This is a genomic window from Comamonas thiooxydans (assembly GCF_000964545.1).
Taxonomy (GTDB): Bacteria; Pseudomonadota; Gammaproteobacteria; order Burkholderiales; family Burkholderiaceae_C; genus Comamonas; species Comamonas thiooxydans.
Genome location: NZ_BBVD01000007.1, coordinates 526,981 through 549,049, shown reverse-complemented (window position 1 = coordinate 549,049; position 22,069 = coordinate 526,981). Strand labels below are relative to the sequence as shown.

Sequence of the window (22,069 nt, the reverse complement as noted above, 5' to 3'; positions counted from 1 at the left end):
CGGTGGCTTTTATTCAGTGGCTGGTCCGGTGCTGCGCTGGTCAATTCAACATGGCGCGGCCAAGGGATACCGAGCAAGGGCCCGGGCCGGTCGCGTCGCACCGAAGGTGCCACCTCACTCGCGCAGCGAGCAGGGAAGCACCGGTACGACACGTACCCCGGAGCGTCATATATCCAGAACTAAACGCTCGCTCTTGCAGCCGGAGACGCAGACCATCATGACCTTGTTGGCGGCGCGCTCCTTGGGGCTGAGCACCGAGTCGCGGTGGTCGGGCACACCTTCCAGCACGCGGGTCTCGCAGGAGCCGCAGACCCCTTCGCAGCAGCTGTGGTCCACATCGACACCGGCGTCCAGCAGCGTGTCCAGCAGGGACTTGTCGGGCGTGATCTCGATGAAGCGGCCGCTGCGCTTGAGCTCCACCGTGTAGTTGCTGCGCGCATCGGACGCGGCCTTGACTTCCACCGGCGTGAAACGCTCAATGTGGGCGTTGGCATGGCCGAGCTCGGCGCAGAACTTCTCGAAAGCGTCGAGCATGGGCGTCGGGCCGCAGGAGTAGTGGTGCAGGCCCGCATCGGGTGCGCGCTGCGCCAGCAATGCCTTCAGGTCGGGCGGCCCGCCCGCCTCGGCATCGAAGTGCAGGTGCAGCGGCATGCCCAATGCCGTGAGCTCATCGAGGAAGGCCGCGCTCTTGCGCTCGCGCGCAAAGTACAGCATCTCGAACGAATGTCCCTGGGCCTTGAGCCGGCGTGCCATGCACAGCATGGGCGTGATGCCTATGCCGCCGGCCACCAGCACCGAATGCGTCGCTGTCTCGTCGAGTGCGAAGTGGTTGCGCGGCTCGGAGATGGTGATGGGCATGCCCACGCGCAGCGACTCGTGCACGCAGCGCGAGCCACCGCGGCTGGCGCGGTCGCGCAGCACGCCGACCACGTAGCGGTGGCGCTCGCTGCTGTCGTTGGACAGGGAATAGCTGCGCACCAGCCCGTTGGGCAGGTGCAGATCGATGTGCGAGCCGGCCGTAAAGGCCGGGAACTCGCCGCCATCGACCGGGCGCAGCTCCACGCTGATGGTGTCCTGGGCCTCGAAGCGCAGCGTGTGCACAAATGCCTGCAAGCTGTTGCTCATGATGCGATGCCTTCGTCGATCTGTTCCTGGGCCTGACGACGCAGGTGGCGACGCAGGCGCACCAGGCCGATGTCATGCTGGTAGAGATTCTCGCGCTCGTTGGCGTCGGCTTCCATCTGCTCCATCATGATGCGGTCCTGCTCCAGCACGGCCCAGTGGCGTGCCTCGAGGCGGTTGCGGTAGAGGAAGCGCCAGGTGTCGCGCATCCAGCCCTGCACCTTGCGCGCACGCCAGAAGAACACGGCGCACAGGTCGGCGCTGATGGGCGTGACGCAGGCCACGATGGCAAAGTTGCCGCCGGGGCCGCCGGTCTTGGGATAGGGAATCTCCAGGCGCATCCACTGCACGCCGGTTTCGCCATATTCGGTCCAGTCGAAGTTCACGCCGCGCTGGCCGACCTTCTCGAACACGAAGCCGTGATCGGTGTCACGCACCTGGAAGCTGGCCTTGCTGTCGCCCTCGGCCATGGAGTGCGACTGCTTGTGCAGGAAGGTGCCGTGCATGGGGTCCATGACGTTGTCCAGCGCGTAGCGGTAGTCGCTGCGCCACTCGGCATAGCACAGGAAGTTCGAGTACTCGGGCGAGCTCAGTTCCTCGGGCAAGCTGAAATCGGGAGCTTCGTCCACATGCTTGTCGCTGTTGTAGAGAAAGATCGCGCCATGCATCTCGCGCACATGGAAAGCCAGCGCGGCGCGCGAGCCTTCGAGCTTGCAGCCGGGGCTGCCGGGCACCTTGGTCACCGTGCCGTCGCAGCGCACTTCCACGCCGTGGTAGGGGCAGGCCAGGCGGTCGCCCAGGATCACGCCCTGGGACAGCGGTGCGCCGCGGTGCGGGCAATGGTCTTCCAGCGCATGGACCTGACCGGCAGCATCGCGCCACAGCGCGATCTTGCGGCCGAAGCGGCGCAGCGAGACGGGCTCGGTCTTGACGAAATCCGAAGGGCAGACCGCATACCAGAGGTTCTTCAGACCCGTGTTGAGCAAACGGTCCACCGGATCGATGGTGATGGTTTGTACGTTCATGGGGTACTCCTGTCCTGTTCTGTCTCAATAGCCCAGACGGGCCATCAGCGCCTGAAAGCTGTCTTCGGTCCAGGGCTCGCCGTTCTCGCCGGCGGGGCCGCTGCGGTTGATGTAGGCCACCAGCTCGGGCAGCGTCTGCACGCCCTCGCCAAAGGCACGCTCAATGGAGTCGCCCAGCAGGTCCTCAAACAGGGTGGAGGCGCGCTCGCGCGCCTGATGCGGCTCGAGATATCGATCAGCGGCCATGGTTCTCTCCTTCGAAAACTGTCTTGAATCGTGGTTCTGCTTCATTGCCCTGAGTGCCGCCCCACACCGAGGGTCTCGTCCCCCCTGGGGGGCGCCGTGCAACGGGAAGGCGCGAAGCGACTCAGGGGGGGGTCATTTAGTCGGCCCGGATATCCAGGTCCTTGATGAGCTTGCCGAAGCGGTTGTAGTCGGCAGCATTGGTCTTTTCCAGACGTGCCGGCTCGCCGCCCGCAGGCAGGGCGCCGAAGGCCGCCATCTTGGCAACCACGTCCGGCATCCTCAGAATTTCATTGAGGTGGGTGTTCAGCAGCTTGACGGTCTCGGGCTTCATGCCCTTGGGGCCGAACAGGCCTTGCCAGGCCGACACTTCCACATCCTTGACGCCCTGCTCGGCCAGCGTGGGCACATTCGGTGCCAGCGGGCTGCGCTGGGCATCGGCCACGGCCAGCACATTGACCTTGCCGCCTGCGTAGGGCGCGATGGGGCCCCAGGTCATGAAGGTCGTGGGCACATGGCCGCCGATCAGGTCGTTGACTGCGGGCGCCACGCCCTTGTAGGGAATGTGGGACAGCTTGGTGCCTGCGGCCTTGTTGAACATCTCGCCCAGGATGTGCATGGGCGAGCCGCTGCCCGGGCTGGCATAGGTCAGGCCGTCGCGCTTGCCCTGGCTCGCCAGGGTCTTGATGTCCTTGATGCCCGAGCCCTGGCTGGCAGCCACGAACATGGGCTGCACGCTGGTCTGCACGATGGGCGTGAAGCCACCAAGCACGTCATAGCTCGAACCCGCGTTGGTCTTGAGCACGAACTGGGCAATGGCAAAGGTATTGGGCGCCAGCAGCAAGGTATAGCCGTCGGGTGCTGCCTTGGCCACATGCACGGTGCCGATGGTGCCGCTGGCACCTGGCCGGTTGTCCACCACCACGGGCTGGCCCAGTCGCTGGCCCAGCTTCTCTGCATACAGGCGCGCCATGGCATCGGTATCGCCGCCGGCCGGATAGGCCACGACGATGGTGATGGGCTTGCTCGGATAGGCTTGCGCCAGCGCGGAACCGGACATCTGGGCTGCAGCCAGCAATGCAGCAGAGATAACTACCTGGCGACGAATGTTTTTCATGAAATAGCCCGTGGGGTTGTGGTTAAGCCTCTAGCCAGCCAGAGGATCTGGTGAATTCGCTCACATCAGAGACACCGAGCAAGGGCCGCCCCGCAGCGAGGGTGTTGTCCCCCTCCCGCGCAGCGAGAGAGGAGGAAGGCGCGAAGCGACTCAGAGGGTGTTTCATTTCTTGTCGGTCAGGAACTTGCCGTCGGCAGCGCCCACGCCCTTTTGGCGCCGCGTATTGCCGTCGAGGCCGCCGTCGATGGCCCATTCGGCAAACACCGTCGGGCCGGGCTCGAACTCGCGCGGCTGCCAGTCGGCTGTCAGCTGGTCCTCGTCGGCGTAGTACTCGACCAGAGCGCCGGCCGGGTTCTTGAAGTACCAGAAATAGGCCGAGGACACGGGGTGGCGGCCCGGGCCAAGCTGGGTGTCCCAGCCGCAGCGCGAGATATGCATGCCGCCGCCGAAGACTTCGTGGATGTCGCGCACGGTGAAGGCCACATGGTTCAGGCCCGCATGCTTGTCGGGGCGCTGCAGCAAAAAGATGTCGTGGTGGCCGCCATCGGGCGCGGTGCGCAGAAAAGCGCCTCGCTCGGGATAGCGGTCCGAGGCCGCAAAGCCGAAGTTCTCCACATAGAAGCGCTCGCAGGCCTGCACGTCCTTGACGAAGAACACCACATGGCCGACCTCGATGGGCTGGGCGCGCTCGTAGGCCGGGCTGGCCTGGTTGATGCGACCCTTGCGGTCCCAGGTGTTGTACTCGGCACTTTGCATCTGCACATCGCGCTTTTTCGTGAGCTGCAGGCGCACGGCCAGGCCGTTGGGGTCGGTGCAGCCGATGCGGCCATTGCCCTGGACGAAGCCTGGAAGCGCGCGGATGCGATCTGCATACAAAGCCAGGTCGGCTTCGCTTTCCACTCCCCAGACCACTTCGCGCAGCGTGGGGCCGGCTTCGATGGCGGGCGGCAGATCGGGGTGATTGGTGGCGGCCACGATCACGCGGCAGCCGTTCAGTGTCTCGAACACCAGCCGGTCGGCCTGCTCCTCGGCCAGGCTCAGGCCCCAGTCGAGGAAGAACTGGCGGCAGGCCGCGAGGTCGTCGGCGCCGTAGCTGATTTCGTCAATGCCCAGTACGCTCATGTCGTGCTCCTTCAATTCGCCCAAGCGATGGGGTTCTCGTTCAAACCCCAGTACATGCTTTTCTGCTCCATGTACTGCTGTATTCCCAGCCGCCCCTTCTCGCGGCCCAGGCCGCTGTCGCGCCAACCGCCGAAGGGCGTGGAGATGGAGAACTGCTTGTAGGTGTTGATCCACACGGTGCCGGCCTGCACCGCGCGGCCGATGCGCCACGCGGCCTTGTAGTCGCGCGTCCAGATGCCGGCGGCCAGCGCGTAGACGCTGTCGTTGGCCTGCTCCAGCAGCGCCTCTTCGTCGTCGAAGGGCATGGCCACGAGCACGGGGCCGAAGATCTCCTGCTGGCAGATCTGGTCGTTGTTGGTCACGCCTTCGAGGATGGTCGGGCGATAGTAGTAGCCGCGCTCGTACAGCGCTCCCTCGGGGCGGTGACCGCCGGTGCGCAGCCGGCCGCCTTCGGACAGGCCCAGCTGCACATAGCTCTCGATGGATTCGCGGTGCTTGGCGGTGATCAGCGGGCCCATCTGGGTGCGCTCGTCTGCCGGATCGCCCACGCGCAAGGCGGCGGCCTTGGCCGTGAGGCGTTCCATGAAGTCGCCGTAGAGCTTCCTCGCCACGAACAGGCGCGAGCCGGCGATGCACGACTCGCCCGAGGAGCTGAAGATGCCGTAGAGCACACCGTTGACGGCATGGTCGAGATCGGCGTCTTCCAGCACCATGGTGGCCGACTTGCCGCCCAGCTCCAGCGAGACGGGCATCATCTTGTCGGCCGCGATGCGGGCAATGTGCTTGCCGGTGGAAGTGCCGCCGGTGAACGATACGCGCTTGACCAGCGGGTGCTTGGTGATGGCGTCGCCGATCACCGAGCCGCGACCGGGCAGCACGCTGACGATGCCCTTCGGAACACCGGCTTCCTCGCAGATCTTCGCCAGCTCCAGCGCCAGCAGCGGCGTGGCCTCTGCGGGCTTGACCACCACCGCGTTGCCTGCGGCCAGCGCGGGAGCGAGCTTTTGCGCCTCGCTGGCGATGGGCGAATTCCACGGCGTGATGGCCGCAACCACGCCCATGGGCTCGTAGACGCTCATGGTCATGAAGTCGCCACGCGACGGCGTGATGGTCTCTTCCATGGTCTCGCAGGCCGCAGCGAAGAACTGGAAGGTGCCGGCGGCGCTAGCCACCAGGGCGCGCGTCTCGCTGATGGGCTTGCCGTTATCGAGGCGCTGCAGCTGGGCCAGGGGCTCGGCGCGTTCGCGGATCAGTTGGGCCACGCGATGCAGCACGGCGGCGCGCTCGTGCGGCTTTTTCTGCGCCCAGCCGCTGGTGCGGAAGGCGTGATCGGCCTTCTGGATGGCCTCTTCCACATCGGCCAGGCTGGGGGCGCGCAGGCGGCCCACCACCTCGCCGGTCGCGGGGTACAGCGTGGCGGATTCGTCGCCGCCGCCCAGGCGCCATTCGCCGGCGATATTGATGGGGAGCAGTTCTAGCTTGGACATGGTGAAACTCCTCATTGAGCCTTGGTGGTGGCCGGGATCTGGTCCAGCTTGTTCACAGGCGGGCCCGAGAACGTGGTCTTGAAGCTGCCGATGGCGCGCATGTCGATCTCGAGCAGGAAAGGCCCCCTCTTGCCCCAGGCGCCTTCCAGCACCGCAGGCAGCTCGTCGAGATGGCTCACGCGGGCATGGGGCAGCTTGATGGACGCGCACAGCTGGGCGTAGTCGGGCGTGTGCAGCTCCACATAGCAGCGGCGGCCGCCGTAGGAGGCGTCCTGGATGTTCTGGATCACGCCATAGCGCTGGTCGTTCATCAACACGATCATGGTGTCGCACTCTTCCTGCACCAGAGTGGCGAGCTCGCCCAGGTTCAGGATGAAGCCGCCGTCGCCGGCCAGGCCCAGCGTCTTGCGGCCCGAGCCGCTTTCGGCCGCGCCGATGGCCGCGCCAATGGCCATGGGCATGCCCATGCCGATGCCGCCGCCCGTGGCGTGCACGCCTGCGTTGGGCTCGAAGAAGCGCAGCTCGCGGTTGCCCCAGGTGCTGTTGGAGACGGTCACGTCACGCACCCAGTTGAAGTTGCGGCCCACGGCCTGCTGCAGCTGCTGCACCAGGGCACTGTAGGGGCCCAGGCCGTCGCGCATGGTGGCCACGACTTCGTCGTGCACCTGGCGCAGATCGGCCAGCAGCTCGGGATCGGCCCGGTAGCCGCGCGCTTCCAGGCGGTCGGCCAGGCCGTTCAGGGCCAGGGCCGAGTCGCCGCAGACAAAACCGTCATCCATATAGCAGCGGCCCTGCTGAGCGGCGTCCACATCGATGCGCAGCAGCGGGCGCGGCAGCTTGAGTTCGTACTTCAGCGTCTCGTTGCTGCGCAGGCGCGTGCCCACGGCCAGCATGGCGTCGCAGCGCTGGTAGAAGGCCTCGACGGGCTTCTGGATGTTGTAGGCGCCCAGCGATGCGGGATCGTCCTCGGGCACGATACCGCGGCCCTGGCCGGTGCTGACGATGCCGAAGCCCATGGCTTTGAGGCGCTGCACTGCGGCAACGGCATGGCGGGCGCCGCCGCCCAGCCACAGCAGCGGGCGCCTGGCCTTGGCCAACTGGTCGGCCAGTGCATCGAGCGCGGTCTCGCTGGGTGCCAGCACAGCCACCGGCAGCGGCGACAGATCGGCGGGCATGTCTATCAGCGCCTGCTGGATGTCGATGGGAATCTCCACGCTGACCGGGCCCGTGGGGGCAGTCATCGCGGCCTGCACCGCGGCCTTGAGCGTGGACAAGCAGGTCTCGGCGCTCAGCACGCGGAAAGCGGCCTTGGAGACGGACTTCAGCATGGTCAGCTGGTCCGGCGCCTCGTGGATGTACGACAGCTTCTTGTCCAGGTACTGGGTCTCGATCTGGCCCGTGATATGCAAGAGCGGCGTGCCGGCCGTATAGGCTTCCACCAGGCTGCCGGCGATATTGCCCGAAGCCGGGCCGGTGCTGGTGATGCACACGCCCAGGCTGGAGGTGGAACGCGCGCAGGCGTCGGCCATATTGCCGGCGCCAGCCTCGCCGCGCGCCATCACAAAGCGCACCTTGCCGCGTGCAAACATCGCGTCGAGGATGGGCATGTTGTGGATGGAGATCACCCCGAAGGCGGCCTTCACGTCGCAGTGCTCGAGGAATTCGGCAATGACGGCGCCGACGGTGATTTGGGTTGCGTTAGGCATGGCGGGAAAGGCCTCCGGAAACATCGATATGGCTGCCGGTCGTGTATGACGACAACGGCGTGGCGAGATAGAAAATGGCGCGCGCGGCTTCGGCGGGTGATCCCAGGCGGCCCAGCGGAATGGACTTCTTGGAGGCCAGCTCGGCGCTCCACTGCTCCCAGGTCTGGCTGCGGTCCTCGCGGGCATCGAAGCGGCGGCGCCACTGGCCTGACTCGATGAGGCCGACCAGGATGCCGTTGACGCGCACGCCCTTGGGCGCGAACTCGGTGGCCATGGAGCGCACCAGGTTCTTGAGACCGGCGCGCGCCGCCGAGGTCGCGACCATGTGCGGCTCCGGCTGGGAAGCCAGCAGCGAGTTCACACAGACGATGGCCGAGCCTTCGCCGCGCTCAAGCTGCGGCAGAAAGGCGCGCGTGGGATGCAGCACCGAGAAGAACTTCAGGTGCAGCTCTTCGGTCCAGGCTTCGTCGCTGGTGTTCTCGAAGGTGGAGACACGTCCCTGACCGGCGTTGTTGATGAGGATGGAAGCCGGGCCCAGAGCCGCTTCGCTGGCGCGGGCGAACTGCTGCACCTGCTCGGCATCGAGCACGTCGCAAGCCTGGGCGAACAGGCGCGCGCTGGCCTCGGGATGGCGCTCCAGCAGTTGCTTGACGGCCTGCTCCAGGCGCTCTGGATTGCGGCCGCACAGGGCCACGCGTGCGCCCTGGGCCAGCAGCAGCTCCACCGTGGCCAGGCCTATGCCCGAAGAGCCGCCGGTGACGACGGCCGTCGCGTCGAGTGTGAAATCATGCATGGCCGCCTCCTGCGCGCCTTGAAGTGATGGACAGAACCTGCGCGCTGGATTGCGGCCGGTAGTTGAGCAGCTCCGACAGTTCGGTGGCCGCCGCACAGACACGCGGCACCAGCTCCGTCTGGCGCTCGAGGTCGATCTGGGCCGAGGCCAGGGTCACCCCAAGGGCTGCGATGACTCGGCCGCTGTGATCGCGCACGGGCGCCGCGATGGTGGAGATCGAGCTTTCGTAGAAGCCCGCACCGGCCACATGGCCACGCTCGCGATCGGACTGAACCAGGTCGAAGAGCTCGATCACGGTCCTGGGCGTATTGGGCGAATGGCCTTCCAGTTGCTCTTCGGGATAGAGGGCACGCAGCTCCGGCAGCGACAGGTCGGCCAGCAGGATTCGACCCAGCAGCGTGGCATGGGCGGGCAGCCGCGTGCCCACGCGCACCGAGCTGGTCAGCGGTGTCGGCGGCGTGACCTTGGCCACATAGACGATGTAGCGGCCGTCGCGCACCACGATGTTGCAGGGGAAGCGGATTGCCTCGCACAGCCGCGCGATCACGGGCTGGCCCAGCTCGGTCAGGTCCATGGAGGACAGGAACTCGAAGCCCAGGCGCAGCACGGACAGGCCCAGCCGGTAATCGTTGCCGCCCTCGGCGCGCTGCAGAAAGCCCATGCTCTCCAGCGTGTTGAGCATACGGAACACTGTGGCGCGCGGCAGCTGCAAGCGGCGCGCCAGCTCGGGAGCGCCCAGCGTGGCGTTTCCGCGACCGAACTCCTGCAGCAGGCGCAGGCCGCGCTCCAGCGCGGGCACCATGTACTTGTCGGAGCCGCCGTCGACGACGCTGTCGATCGCGTTCTCGGATGGGGAAGAACCTGACATCTCCAACTCCTTAATTCGTTGCAGGCGTGGCCAGAAGCCGGGGACACCGAGGAAGGGCCTGGGCCGGCCGCGCCGCCCCGCACCGAGGGTGTCGTCCCCCTTTGGGGGGCGCCGTGCAACGGGAAGGCGCGAAGCGACTCAGGGGGCTCTTCATTTTTCAGTTCATGACGAAGCCGCCGTTGACGGGCAGCACCTGGCCCGTCACGAAGCGCGCGCCGTCCGACAGCAGATAGGACACGGCACCCGAGACATCCTCGGGCCCTTGCTCGCGCTGCAGCGCGCGCTGGTCGATGTAGAGGCGGTGGCGATGCTCGGGCACGTACTCGGTGGCCTCGACCAGCACCAGACCCGGAGCCACGGCATTGATGGTGATGGCATCCGCGCCCAGCTCGCGCGCCATGGAGCGCGTCATGGCCATCACGGCGCCCTTGCTCGCCACATAGGCCATCAGGTTGGGCGCACCCCACATGGCAGTGTCGGAGGCCAGATTGACGATGGCGCCGCGCCCGCTGTCCTTGAGCGCCGCACGGCAGGCACGGGTCATCAGCCAGACGCCACGCACATTGACGTTCATCACCTGATCCCACTTTTCCAGGGCGATGTCGTCCATGCCCTTGCCGCCGGAGTCCGTCACGGCCGCGTTGTTGACCAGGCCGTCCAGACCGCCCAGGGTCTGCACGGCCTGCTGTGCACACTGTTCTATGGAGGCCGGGTTGCTCGCATCAAAGGCGATGCCGTGAGCCTCGAAGCCCATGGCGCGCAGCTTGGCAACGGCTTCGCTCAGCAATTCGGCGCGCAGATCGGCCAAGACGAGCTGTGCCCCCTGTTGGCACAGCGTCTGAGCAAAAGCAAAACCCAGGCCGCGGGCAGCGCCGGTCACAAGGATCCGGCGCCCAGCGAGCTGACCGGTGGAAGGCATGGTGTTGAGGGTCATCTTAAACCTTGTTTGTTTCAAATATGAAATGACACTTTTTTCTTGAAACAAGACTGCAGTTTAGTGAGCTTCTTTTGAGTCAATACCCGGAGAAACCCGTAGTCAGCACACCACAGCGACATACGGGCGTAAAAAAACCGCGACAAGCGCGGTTGAAAGGAAAACGGGGCAACAAAAGGTATCCGGCCTGCAGTTGTCGGCAGGCTGGATCGAAGTCATCAATATCAATAGCTTATAGCGCCTATCAGTGAATGAGTTTAGGCTTAAAACACCTTAAAACTCATATTTATCAATCGTTTACAGCTATTAAAAGATTAGCAAACAGCCTGCTTCTTCGCGGGCGTCTGGCGCAGAAAGTCCAGCACCACGCGTTGCGCGTAGCGGCTTGCCACCGTGCGCACGAAATCCGAAAAATCCACATGGGCGCTGTCGTCCGCCCGGTCCGAGATGGTGCGCATTGCAGTAAACGGCGTGCCGTAATCCAGGCAGGTCTGGGCCACGGCAGCGCCCTCCATCTCCACGGCCAGCACGGCATGGCCGGCGGCCTCCAGATCGGCTCTGAGCTGTGCGCTGGCCTGGCGCGAGCTGACAAACTGATCGCCGCTGGCAATCAGGCCCTCATGGACGCGGGCCGAAGCATACGAAGCCACGATGCCCGAGCGCAGCGCCGAGTCGGCGGCCTGCACCAGCCGGTCCGTCGCCGCTTCGTCGCAGGCCAGGGTGCTGCGACCGTAGCCGGGCAACTGCCAGCGCGGAAAGATCGGCGAGGCATCCATGTCATGCTGCAAAAAGCTCCGCGCGATCACCACATCGCCCACGTTCACATCCGCGCCGATGCCGCCCGCCACTCCGGTGAACAGAATGCCGCGCACGCCAAAGCGCTCGATCAGCGCGGCGGTGGTGGTGGCGGCGGCCACCTTGCCTATGCCCGACAGCGCGCAGACCACCTCATGCCCGTGCAGCCGGCCCAGCCAGAAGTCGCGTCCGGCATGGCGCAGGCATTGCATGTCCTGCATGGCGTCGACCAGGCCGTATTGTTCTTCGGCAAGAGCGCTGAGAATGGCAAGCGTCATGGATGGGGATACTCCAAACATGGGCCTCTAGGCCCTGGTGAAAGCACAAAAGAAAGCACAAAAGCGGCACTGAGCCGCTTTTGTGGGAAGCGCAAGAGGCGCGATTAGAGCATGACGGTTTACTGCGCCACGATATTGTGGCTCTTGACCACGGGCGCCCACAGCGCGGTCTCCTTGCGGATCAGCTCGCCAAAGGCATCGCCCTTGACCACCCAGGGGGTCATGCCCTGGGCCTTGAGCTGGTTCTGCGCGGCCTGGGTCTTCATGACCTTGTCGATGTCCTCGGCCAGCTGCTTGACCACTTCGGGCGGTGTGTTCTTCGGAGCCAGCACGCCATACCAGGACGAAACGGCAATACCCGGAACACCAGCCTCGGCCAGTGTCGGCACATTGGGCAGGAAGCTCGAGCGCGTGGCATCGGTCACGGCCAGGGCGCGTAGCTTGCCCGACTGCACATGGGGCAGCACGGTGGGCATGTTGGCGATCAGCATGGGGATGGTACCGCCCAGGGCATCGTTCAGGCCCTGCCCCGAGCCCTTGTAGGCCACGTGCATGATGTCGGCACCCGACTTGTCCTTGAACAACTCGCCGGCCAGGTGCAGGCTGGAGCCCACGCCGGGCGAGGCATAGCTGATCGAATCGGGCTTGGACTTGGACAGTGCCACCAGTTCCTGGATGGTCTTGGCCGGTACCTGGGGATTGACGACGATGACATTGGCCGCACGCCCCATGGAGGCCACGGGCACGAAGTCGCCGAACACGTTGTAGGGCAGCTTGGGCATCAGCGTGGGATTGATGGTCAGGTTGCCCTGAGGCACGACCAGCAAGGTATGGCCATCGGGCTTGGCGCGCTTGACCATGTCGATGCCGATGTTGCCGTTGGCACCGGGGCGGTTGTCGACGATGGAGGCCTGCTTGTACTCCTCAGTCAGGCCCGTGGCCAGGATGCGGGACAGGATGTCCACCGCTCCGCCGGCGGGGAACGGCGCAATGATGATGAACTGACCGCTGGACAGCTGTTCGGCGGCACTGGCAGCGAAGGCCGGGGATATGGCGGCGGGGAGCGCAGCGGTGCAGGCCAGCGCCAGGCAGGACTTGAGGAAGGCGGAACGTTGCATGGTCTTGTCTCCTGGGAGAACGGAAATTTCAAAAAGGCTAAAGGCCGATGCGCCCCAGGCTTGATGCAGCGCAAAGGCCGGCGGGCAAAGACATGACACCATGGATGCCATGCTCAGATGGGCGGTGCTGGCGCGCACTTTTGCAAACACGCAAGCAAGACCGATGCCACCGGCACGGCACATGGCTGGAACGGGTCAGTACCGGGTTAGATGGCCAGGGAAGCCACGTTGTTGAGCACGGCGCGCACCACGCTGTACACGGTCAGTGCCGAGGTCTTGGGATTGGCCGCCAGAGGCTTGCCGCGCATGGTCAGTTCCATGGCGCCGAAAGCACCCCGCGCCTCGACCTGGTGCACGTTCTCCTGAACGGCAGGATCGGCAAACAGACGCACCATGGTCTTGTCCAGCCCCAGTCCGGCCAGCGACAAGGTGGCCGCCACATTCGCATTCTTGGGATAGAGCTGTGCGGCCTCGCGCGCCGAACCCTCAAAAATGCAGAAGGCCTCGGTCAGGCCGTCCAGATCGCAGACCTGCTCGGCCGGGGTGCCGCTCCATGCCTTGGGCGGCTTGCGGCCCGTATAGAGCACCGTCTCCAGGCCGCCGACACGCGCCGCAGCCAGGGCATCAATGCCGCCGATGGCGCCCGACAACAGCTGGGCCTGCGTCTTCCCGGCCTCGGCCGCAGCCTGTACGCGCTCGGCCATGCCCGGTGCGCTCAAGGCGCCTATGGATGCGATGACCGCAGGAATGCCGCGCGCCAGCGCCGGCAGCACATGCTCCTCTATGGCTGCATGACCTGCGCATTCCACGAGAAGATCCGGCACCGCATCGCCGGGCAGGGCCTGCAGCAGCTGCGCCTGTGGCGCCAGGCGGGCAGCCGTCTCGCGCACGGCTGGCGTGATCTCGGGAACCAGTACCCAGCCCACTTGCAACCGGGTATCTCCGCTCAACAGCTCCAGCACGCTGGAGCCAATCGCGCCGCAGCCAATCAAAGCAATATTTTTCATCTCTAGCCTCCTGAAAAATGCGCTGGCCCGGCGTGATCGGGGTCAGCGCAAATGGTCCGGGTGCTGCTGGCGCAAATGGGCGGACAGAGTTTCTGCCGCCTGCTGCACCTTCTGCACCCAGAGCTGGGTTTTTTCGGGCCCCAGCTCGGTAAACGGAATGGCCATGGCCAGCCCCGCAACCACCTGCCCGTCTGCGGCGCGCACCGGCGCTGCAATACTGGAAACGCCAGGCTCGTAAAAGCCCTCGCCCATGGCATAACCACGCTCGCGATCCTCGGCCAGCAGGCGCAGCAGCTCGTCGACATTGCGCGGCGTGCTCTCGGAGAACTGGGGCAGCTCCTCGCCACCAAACACCGAGCGCAGCTGCGCGCCGTCCATGTCATGCAACAGGGCCCGTCCAAGCACCGTTGCATGCGCCGGCAGACGCGATCCCACACGCACAGCGCCCTGGAATGCTCCGGACGGAGTGACGCGAGCCACATAGACCACGGAAGTGCCGTCGCGCAATGCAAGATTGCTGGTCATGCCCAGCTCATCGCACAAGGCCTGCAGCACAGGCTCGGCCAGTTGCGCCAGCGGCTGGGTGGACAGGTAGTCATAGCCCAGGCGCAACACGGCCAGACCGAGCCGGTATTCGGTGCCGCTGCGCTGCAGATACCCCGAGTTTTCAAGCGTGGTCAACATGCGAAACACCGTGGAGCGCGGCAGCTCGAGGCTGCGCGCCAGCTCGGGTGCACTCCAGACCGGTTGCGCCGGGCCAAAGCAGGCCAGCAGGCGCAGTCCTCGGTCCAGAGCGGGCACGGTGTAACGGTCTTGTTCGTTGGTTGAAATCTCGGAGGTTTCGCTCATGGCAATCAGCTGGTATTGGGGCAATAGCTTTGGTTCAACAAAGATGCCAGCCTATGCGCGACCTCCATTGGTTGTTCCACGGGTGAAGCATGACCGGCAGCCGCAAGCGTACCGTAGTGCGCGCCCAGCATTTCGGACCAGGACTTGCAAGCTGCAGGTGTGGTCACCACATCGTGCTCGCCGACCCAGACCTCGACCGGCATGCCAAGCCTGCCCTGCGCCTGTGCCAGATCGCTGCCGCAAAGCAACTCGACCGCCTGCGCATAGCCCTGCGGCTGCATGCGCGCCGTATTCCAGCGCACCCATGCACGCACGGCTTCAGGAGCCTCGGAGGACACCAGACGCTGGTCGATGACGGCCGCCAGACCGGCGACGCCCTTCTCTGCCAGAGCCGCCAGCCGGCCCTCGCGCACCTTGGCCTGCTGCTCGGCCTTGGCCTCAGCGCCGTAGCCGCCCGCCGGGCTGATGAGCACCAGTTGCTCGACCAGTCCTGGTGCGGCCATGGCAGCCAGCCTGGCTGCCATCAGGGCGCCCAGCGAGTGCCCGACCAGGATGCAGCGCCGCACGCCCAGCACCAGCAGCGACTGGGCCAGCGCCTGCGCATAGTCGGCATCGGCAGGCGCCGACTGTGCCAGCGGCGTCGACACGCCATAACCGGGTGCATCCCAGGCCAGGACACGCACTTTGTCAGCCAGCTGCAGCGCCACATCCAGCCAGGATGCAGCCCCGGAGCTGATGCCATGCAGCAGCACCACCGCAAAGTCGGAGCTGGCGCCGCCTGCCTCACGCCAGGCGACCTGGGCGCCCTGGGGAAGCTTCACCAGCCGCTCGGGAAAACCGGTCTGCAGCAGCTGCAGTTTCAGCGACAGCAAATCCTCGTGCATGACGAAGCTCAGCGCTTGATCTTGGCCAGAGGATGCTCGGGCGGATAAGTCGGAGTGACGGGCTTTTTAGCGCCCAGCATCACGCACATCAGCGCATCCTCATCACCGACATTGATCTCTTCGCGGTAGACGCCGGGCGGCACCGAAACCACATCGCGATCGGTCAGGATGGTCTCGAAACGCTCGCCGTCCTTTTCCAGCACCAGCTTGAGCTTGCCGCGCATCACGAAGAACACTTCTTCCACATCGGTGTGCAGATGCGAAGGGCCTTCATGGCCGGCGGGAATCACCATGGTGGAGAAGGTGAAGTTTTCCGACGGAATGGTGTTGCTGTCGGAGGCCACGCCCGTGCCGCCCGTGCCGATGTAACGCATCTGGCCGCGGCGATATTTGGGATCAAAGTCGGCCTGGAACTTCAGGGCATCGAAGTCGTACTTGCGCGTGGCAAAGCGCGCAATGCGTGTGCTCATCCAGTCTTCAAAGCTGGAGCCTTCGGGGCGATCCCAAGTACGGGCGCTGTTGTCTTGTGCGATCTCGCTCATATGTCTCTCCTGAAACCGTTGTAGAACACAAAAAGCGATTTGCTTTTTGTTTTACTAATAAAACCAGGTTCATTTGGCGAAACAATTATAAGAAGACTTGCCCGATATCAACAAGCACATTTCCTTGTTGCTGCGGTGGAGACAGGTATCGGCGTGACGTTTTGCTCCCGGCTCACACAGGCACGGGCCTGAAAACAGGCATAAAAAAAGGAGCGCCAAGCGCTCCTGTGAACTCGCCTTGAAGGACAAGATGAAAAACTCTCAGGCGTCGCGCAGTTCCCTGCGCAGGATCTTGCCCACGGGAGTCTTGGGCAGATCGGTGCGGAAGACGATGTGGCGCGGACGCTTGTAGCCGGTCAGATTGGCTTGGCAGTAATCGCGAATGGCCTGCTCGGTCAGTGCCGGGTCTTTCTTGACGACGACGAGCTTGATGGCCTCACCGGACTTTTCGTCGGGCACGCCGACCACCGCGCACTCCAGCACGCCGGGGCAGTTGGAGACCACGTCCTCGACCTCGTTGGGGTAGACATTGAAGCCGCTGACGATGACCATGTCCTTTTTGCGGTCCACGATCTTCACAAAGCCGCGCTCGTCCATGGTACCGATGTCACCCGTGAGGAAGTAGCCATCGGCCGTCATGACCTTGGCGGTTTCGTCGGGGCGCTGCCAATAGCCGGCCATGACCTGCGGGCCCAGCACGGCGACTTCACCGGGCAGACCCGGCTCGCTCACGTCCTGGCCGTCGCTGCCGACCAGCTTCACATAGGTGCTGGGCAGGGGCACTCCTATGGTGCCCGAGTAAGCCGTGGCCGTGACCGGATTGCAGGTCACCGAGGGACTGGTCTCCGAGAGGCCGTAACCCTCGCAGATAGGGCAGCCGGTCTTCTTGAGCCACAGCTCGGCCACGGCACTTTGCACGGCCATGCCGCCGCCCACCGAGACCTTGAGGTGGCTCCAATCCACGGTGCCGAAGTCGGGGTGGTTGGCCAGTCCGTTGAACAAGGTGTTCACGGCCGGAAAGCTGTGGAAACGATGTCTGGACAGCTCCTTGAGCGTGGCCTTGAGATCGCGCGGATTGGGAATCAGCACGGTCTTGCCGCCAGTACGCATGCCCAGCATCATGTTCACCGTGAACGCGAAGATGTGATAGAGCGGCAGCGCGCAGATGCTGGTGGGCTGTTCGCCGGCCGGCACCTTCTTCATGGCGGGCTCGTTCCAGGCTTCGGACTGCAGCACGTTGGCGATGATGTTCCGGTGCAGCAGCACAGCCCCCTTGCTCACGCCGGTGGTGCCACCCGTGTATTGCAGCAGCGCCATGTCGTCGGCCTTGAGCACCGGCGCGTTCAAGGTCGCACCGCGCCCCTTGGCCAGTGCATCCTTGAAGCGCACGGCACCGGGCAGGCTGAAGGGCGGCACCAGCTTCTTGACGGAGCGCACCACGTAATTGACCAGCATGCCCTTCAAAAGCCCCAACTCGTCGCCCATGGCACAGAGCACGATGTGCTGCACGGCGCTGCCATGCATGCCGTCCTGCAGCGTCTTGGCGAAGTTCTCGATGATGACGATGGCCTTGGCGCCCGAGTCCTTGAGCTGATGCTCGAGCTCGCGTGCCGTGTAGAGCGGGTTGACGTTGACCAGTACATAGCCGGCACGCAGCACCCCGGCCACGGCCACCGGGTACTGCGGAATATTGGGCATCATCAGCGCCACACGGTCGCCGCGCTGCAGCCCCAGGCTTTGCAGATAGGCGGCAAAAAGCTTGCTCTGCGCATCGACCTGGGCGAAGGTCAGCTCCTTGCCCATGAAGGAATAGGCCACCTTGTCGGCATGCTTGGCAAATGCCTCTTCCATCAAGGCCACCAGCGATGGATACTGGGACGCATCGATGTCCGCAGGAACTCCCTCTGGATATGCATTCAGCCAAGGACGGTCACTCATTCTTCTGTCTCCGTGTCTTATCGTCTGATCCGGCCATTGTGATAAAAAGCACGGTCGTTCGATACTGTAGTAACCCTAGGAAACAAGCCGGGTCACCTTGGTAACAGAAGTCAAAGCCCATGAAAAAAGCCCGCAGGCATCAGGCTGCGGGCTTTGAGTGTTTTCAGCCTCCAGCGCTTACTGGAAAAGCGCTGACAGCTATCAAACTTGAGTTCACTTGACCAGCTGGGCCAGATCGCCGGCGGCGTACTTCTTGGCCATTTGCTCCAGGCTGTAACCCTTGATCTTGGCACCCTGGCCTTCGCAGCCGAACTCGATGTAGCGGGCCTTGCAGACTTGCTTGGCCGCTTCGCGTGCAGGCTTGAGCCATTCGCGGGCGTCGAACTTGTCGGGGTTCTCGGCCAGGAACTTGCGCACGGCGCCGGTCATCGCCAGACGGATGTCAGTGTCGATATTGATCTTGCGCACGCCGTACTTGATGGCTTCCTGGATCTCTTCCACGGGCACGCCGTAGGTTTCCTTCATCTTGCCGCCGTACTGGTTGATGATGGCCAGCAGCTCCTGGGGCACGGAAGAGGAGCCATGCATCACCAGATGGGTGTTGGGGATGCGGGCGTGGATTTCCTTGACGCGCGAGATCGCCAGGATGTCGCCTGTGGGCTTGCGGCTGAACTTGTAGGCGCCGTGGCTGGTGCCGATGGCGATCGCCAGCGCATCCAGCTGGGTGGCCTTGACGAACACGGCAGCTTCTTCGGGGTCGGTCAGCATCTGGCTGTGGTCCAGCTTGCCCTCGGCACCGATGCCGTCTTCTTCGCCGGCTTCGCCGGTTTCGAGGTTGCCCAGGCAGCCCAGCTCGCCTTCCACGGTGGCGCCGATCTGGTGGGCCATGGCCACCACCTTCTGGGTCACGTCCACGTTGTAGTCGAAGGACGAAGGTGTCTTGCCGTCGCTCATCAGCGAGCCGTCCATCATCACCGAGCCGAAGCCCAGGTTCAGCGCGCCCTGACAGACTTCAGGCGTGGTGCCGTGGTCCTGGTGCATCACCAGGGGGATGTGGGGATACATCTCGGCAGCCGCCTGGATCAGGTGCTTGATGAAGGGCTCACCGGCGTACTTTCGGGCACCGGCGCTGGCCTGCAGGATCACGGGCGCGCCGACTTCGTCAGCCGCCGACATCACGGCCTGGACCTGCTCCAGGTTGTTCACGTTGAAGGCGGGGATGCCATAGCCGTTTTCAGCAGCATGGTCCAGCATTTCGCGCATCGAGATCAAAGGCATGGTGGGTTCCGTTCAAAGTTTTGAGAGGCAACGCCCCCGGCGATGAATCACTGCAGTGCGCCGCACAACAGCTGTGGCCCGGGGAAAAACCAGCGGCCACGCTTCGGTAACCGCTTAGTAACCGGGTATTTTAACCGGCTAGCGGTAATTCCATGCGATAGCAGGTGGTGAAGCCTTGCGGCGCCTCGGCCACCATGAAGCGCCCGCCATGGGCCTGCATGACACGGCTGACGATTTCATGGCCCAGATGCAGGCTGTCCACGGGCGGCACATGGTCCGGAGCGGCATCCCGTCGGCCGTCATCGCAGACCTGCACCCAGGCCCGTTCCTGGACGCTGTCAAGGCCGGCCTGCACCTCGATCTGCGTGCCCGTCGGCGTGTGGCGCACGGCGTTTTCCACCAGATTGCGCAGGGCCGAATCAAGCAGCAGCGCATTGCCGCGCACCGGCAGCTCCTGCGGGGCGTCCACGGAGATCATGTCTTCACGCTGCCAGGCATGCTGGGCCTGCGCCGCCGCCACATTGCGCACCACATCGGCCCAGTTCACGGTCTGCAAAGGCGCATCCAGCATGCCGCGTCCAGCCCGGGCCAGGGTCAGCAACTGATCGAGCACATGGCCGGCATGCAGGGCGTCCTGGCCGATGCGCTGCAGCGCGGCCTGCATGACAGCGGTATCGGCCTGCCCCTCCGACTTCAGCGCCTGGGCCTGCAAAGCGATGGAGGCCAGCGGCGTGCGCAGTTCATGGGCCACTTCATTGGCCAGATTGCGCTCGCGCTCCAATGCCTCCTGCTGGCGGTCGAGCAAGGTGTTGATCGAGCTGACCATGGGCGAGAGCTCGCGCGGCACATGGGCATCGGAGAGGCGCTGGTCACGGCCCAGATCCAGTGCCTCCACGCGTTGCGTGAGCTGATTGAGAGGACGCATGCCGCGGCGCATGGCCACACCCAGCGCAATCACGATCACGGGCAGCAGCCAGAATCCCGGCTCTATCATCTGCATGGCGATGTCATCGGCCAGACTGTCGCGCTCGGCCAGGTCGATCATCACCGTGACCTTGGCAGTTTTGTCGTGGCTCCACTGGGTATAGCTGCGCCAGGCCTTGCGTTCATCCGCACCAATCGTGGCAAAGCCCTGCTCGATGTCGAAGTCCGGCAAGGGCGCCTGTCCGGTGCGCGATATCAGCAGGCCTTGCGCATTCCAGAGCACCACGCTCAGCGACTCCTGATAGTCGTGGGCGTGCAGGCCTGCAGGCGGCTGGACAGCCGTGGTCTCTCCGGCCGGCACATCGTCCTGCACATGCCAGTTCAAGGTCAGCGCGGCCACTCCGGCCAGGTGCCCGTCGGTCAGCTCATCGGCCTCGTGCACTCCGGTCTGGTAGCCCCAGATGACGAAGCTGCCCCAGACCAGCGCCAGCGCGCCCAGCATCCAGGCCAGCAGATTCAGCTGCAGCGAGCTGCGGCGCATGCCGGTCTGCGGCATGGCCTTCATTCCTGCTCCTGCGGCATGAAGTAGCCCACGCCGCGCATGGTCACAATGATCTTCTGGCCCAGCTTCTTGCGAAGATGGTGGACATAGACCTCCACGGCATTGCTCTCCACCGTATCGCCCCAGCTGTAGAGATGCTCCTCGATTTGCGGGCGCGACAGCACCCGCCCGCGCGCAAGCAACAAGGCCCAGAGCACGGCAAATTCGCGCGGTGATACCTCCACCTTCTGCCCCGCCTGCCTGATGGTGCGGGCAGCCGGGTCCACCTCCAGATCTGCATGGCGGATCACCGGCGATGCCTGACCGGCCGCGCGGCGCATCATGGCGCGCAAGCGTGCCTCCAGTTCGTCCATGTCAAAGGGTTTGACCAGATAGTCATCGGCGCCCAGATTGAGCCCCGCGACCCGGTCCTGCACCTGATCGCGTGCCGTGAGGATCAGCACCGGCGTGGCCGGATCGGGCAGTTGCGGCACACCGGGCCGTCCTGTCTGCAGACGCAGGCGGCGCACGACCTCGCTGCCATCGCCGTCGGGCAGACCCAGATCCAGCAACACGGCATCGAAGCGCTCGGCACTCAGGGCATGCCAGGCCTCGGCCACGCTGGCGCACACGTCCACCGCATAGCCGCGCTGCATGAGATTGGTTCGCAGCCCTGCTGCAATGCCTTCGTTGTCTTCGACCACCAGAATTCGCATGCACGCATTGTGCGCGGCAATCCGCAATCCGCTCAACTGGCTGGTCAACGCCGGCAACCACCTCCCCTGATCGCTCATGGGCTTGACATCCGCAAGCCAGCATTTCGCTTTAACATCGGCCACCTTCCATTGCCGCAATCTGCCGCAGCGCCTTCATGTTCTTCTTCGATCCATTTCTGTTTGCGCTGTTCAATGCCGATGCCCAGACGCACTGGTTCAGCATCCAGCTGGCACGTGCACTCTCGGCCTGGCTGCCCAATCTCAGCGGCATTCTTGTCCTCATCGCCCTGGTGTTCGGCTCACCGGCAACACGCCGCACCATGTTGATGCTGCTGCTGTCCATGGCCACGGCCTGGCTGATCGCCAGACTCATACGCTGGGGCTTCCCGGCCCCGCGCCCGTTCCAGCTCAATCTGGGCACGCTATGGATCCAGCATGGAGGACGTGCCGGCTTTCCCAGCCTGCATGCCAGCGGAGCCTTTGCCCTGGCCATGGCCCTCAGCCTGGGCGCAACCCGCCACCGCAAGCCGCTTGTCTGGCTGGCCTGGATAGCCGCCATCGGCATCGCCTGGAGCCGCGTCCATCTGGGGGTGCACTTTGCGTCCGATCTGATGGCCGGCGCGCTGGTAGGCATCAGCGGCGCGCTCATCGTCTGGCACATCGCCTTCCAGCTGCGCCGCCGCCGTCATCTGCGCGTCGTGCCGCATCTCAAGCGCCTGCGCGGCGCATGGGCGGCCCAGGACTGAGCCTGCTCTTAAGCGCTTGTTAAGCAGCGCTTTCTA

21 protein-coding genes are annotated in these 22,069 nt (G+C 64.6%); 1 reads left to right on the top strand and 20 read right to left on the bottom strand.

Annotated features, from left to right (window positions below):
• Positions 1–165: 165 nt before the first annotated feature.
• The 20 genes from Cth01_RS13165 to Cth01_RS13070 all read right to left on the bottom strand — a co-directional run bounded on the left by Cth01_RS13165 (position 166) and on the right by Cth01_RS13070 (position 21,287).
• Positions 166–1,125 (bottom strand): PDR/VanB family oxidoreductase, encoded by a 960-nt coding sequence (locus Cth01_RS13165; RefSeq protein ID WP_034350807.1) that lies wholly within the window; start codon positions 1,123–1,125, stop codon positions 166–168.
• Positions 1,122–2,147, bottom strand: a complete 1,026-nt coding sequence (locus Cth01_RS13160; protein WP_034382290.1) for a Rieske 2Fe-2S domain-containing protein — start codon at positions 2,145–2,147, stop codon at positions 1,122–1,124. Before Cth01_RS13160 ends, Cth01_RS13165 begins: the two co-directional genes overlap by 4 nt.
• Before the next feature lie 24 nt (positions 2,148–2,171).
• On the bottom strand, positions 2,172–2,393 hold the full coding sequence (locus tag Cth01_RS13155) for a recombinase-like helix-turn-helix domain-containing protein (RefSeq protein WP_003060438.1): 222 nt from the start codon (positions 2,391–2,393) through the stop codon (positions 2,172–2,174).
• Between the two features lie 136 nt (positions 2,394–2,529).
• The gene (locus Cth01_RS13150; protein ID WP_034350813.1) at positions 2,530–3,507 is read right to left on the bottom strand and encodes a Bug family tripartite tricarboxylate transporter substrate binding protein; all 978 of its coding nucleotides are present in this window, start codon (positions 3,505–3,507) and stop codon (positions 2,530–2,532) included.
• Positions 3,508–3,669: 162 nt separating this feature from the next.
• On the bottom strand, positions 3,670–4,629 hold the full coding sequence (locus Cth01_RS13145; RefSeq protein WP_034382427.1) for a VOC family protein: 960 nt from the start codon (positions 4,627–4,629) through the stop codon (positions 3,670–3,672).
• An 11-nt stretch (positions 4,630–4,640) separates the two neighbouring features.
• Entirely contained in the window at positions 4,641–6,116 is a 1,476-nt protein-coding gene (locus Cth01_RS13140; RefSeq protein WP_034382293.1) for an aldehyde dehydrogenase, read from the bottom strand.
• An 11-nt stretch (positions 6,117–6,127) separates the two neighbouring features.
• Positions 6,128–7,822 (bottom strand): thiamine pyrophosphate-binding protein, encoded by a 1,695-nt coding sequence (locus tag Cth01_RS13135; RefSeq protein ID WP_045839437.1) that lies wholly within the window; start codon positions 7,820–7,822, stop codon positions 6,128–6,130.
• Entirely contained in the window at positions 7,815–8,615 is an 801-nt protein-coding gene (locus Cth01_RS13130) for an SDR family oxidoreductase (RefSeq protein WP_034382295.1), read from the bottom strand. The genes Cth01_RS13135 and Cth01_RS13130 overlap by 8 nt, the downstream gene beginning before the upstream one ends.
• Positions 8,608–9,483, bottom strand: coding sequence for an IclR family transcriptional regulator (locus tag Cth01_RS13125; RefSeq protein ID WP_034382297.1), 876 nt, complete (start codon positions 9,481–9,483; stop codon positions 8,608–8,610). Before Cth01_RS13125 ends, Cth01_RS13130 begins: the two co-directional genes overlap by 8 nt.
• Positions 9,484–9,640: 157 nt before the next feature.
• Complete coding sequence (locus Cth01_RS13120) at positions 9,641–10,417, bottom strand: SDR family oxidoreductase (protein ID WP_034350824.1); 777 nt, start codon at positions 10,415–10,417, stop codon at positions 9,641–9,643.
• Between the two features lie 314 nt (positions 10,418–10,731).
• Entirely contained in the window at positions 10,732–11,490 is a 759-nt protein-coding gene (locus Cth01_RS13115; protein ID WP_034382298.1) for a 5'-methylthioadenosine/adenosylhomocysteine nucleosidase, read from the bottom strand.
• Between the two features lie 119 nt (positions 11,491–11,609).
• Entirely contained in the window at positions 11,610–12,608 is a 999-nt protein-coding gene (locus Cth01_RS13110) for a Bug family tripartite tricarboxylate transporter substrate binding protein (protein ID WP_045839436.1), read from the bottom strand.
• A 206-nt stretch (positions 12,609–12,814) separates the two neighbouring features.
• Complete coding sequence (locus Cth01_RS13105) at positions 12,815–13,615, bottom strand: aspartate dehydrogenase (protein WP_045839380.1); 801 nt, start codon at positions 13,613–13,615, stop codon at positions 12,815–12,817.
• A 42-nt stretch (positions 13,616–13,657) separates the two neighbouring features.
• Positions 13,658–14,464: an IclR family transcriptional regulator gene (locus Cth01_RS13100; protein ID WP_034351506.1), complete on the bottom strand. Its 807-nt coding sequence runs from the start codon at positions 14,462–14,464 to the stop codon at positions 13,658–13,660.
• Positions 14,465–14,469: 5 nt separating this feature from the next.
• Positions 14,470–15,348, bottom strand: coding sequence for an alpha/beta fold hydrolase (locus Cth01_RS13095; protein ID WP_045839379.1), 879 nt, complete (start codon positions 15,346–15,348; stop codon positions 14,470–14,472).
• A gap of 8 nt (positions 15,349–15,356) precedes the next feature.
• Entirely contained in the window at positions 15,357–15,890 is a 534-nt protein-coding gene (locus tag Cth01_RS13090; protein WP_003072476.1) for a cupin domain-containing protein, read from the bottom strand.
• 261 nt (positions 15,891–16,151) lie between these two features.
• The gene (locus Cth01_RS13085; protein ID WP_045839378.1) at positions 16,152–17,828 is read right to left on the bottom strand and encodes a long-chain-fatty-acid--CoA ligase; all 1,677 of its coding nucleotides are present in this window, start codon (positions 17,826–17,828) and stop codon (positions 16,152–16,154) included.
• Between the two features lie 213 nt (positions 17,829–18,041).
• Positions 18,042–19,106: a class II fructose-bisphosphate aldolase gene (gene fba, locus Cth01_RS13080; RefSeq protein ID WP_004340312.1), complete on the bottom strand. Its 1,065-nt coding sequence runs from the start codon at positions 19,104–19,106 to the stop codon at positions 18,042–18,044.
• A 130-nt stretch (positions 19,107–19,236) separates the two neighbouring features.
• On the bottom strand, positions 19,237–20,595 hold the full coding sequence (locus Cth01_RS13075; protein WP_080747197.1) for a histidine kinase dimerization/phospho-acceptor domain-containing protein: 1,359 nt from the start codon (positions 20,593–20,595) through the stop codon (positions 19,237–19,239).
• On the bottom strand, positions 20,592–21,287 hold the full coding sequence (locus tag Cth01_RS13070) for a response regulator transcription factor (protein WP_004340295.1): 696 nt from the start codon (positions 21,285–21,287) through the stop codon (positions 20,592–20,594). Before Cth01_RS13070 ends, Cth01_RS13075 begins: the two co-directional genes overlap by 4 nt.
• A gap of 155 nt (positions 21,288–21,442) precedes the next feature.
• On the opposite strand from Cth01_RS13070, the gene Cth01_RS13065 reads away from it, so the two are divergent.
• Complete coding sequence (locus Cth01_RS13065) at positions 21,443–22,033, top strand: phosphatase PAP2 family protein (protein WP_034382305.1); 591 nt, start codon at positions 21,443–21,445, stop codon at positions 22,031–22,033.
• Positions 22,034–22,069 lie beyond the last annotated feature (36 nt).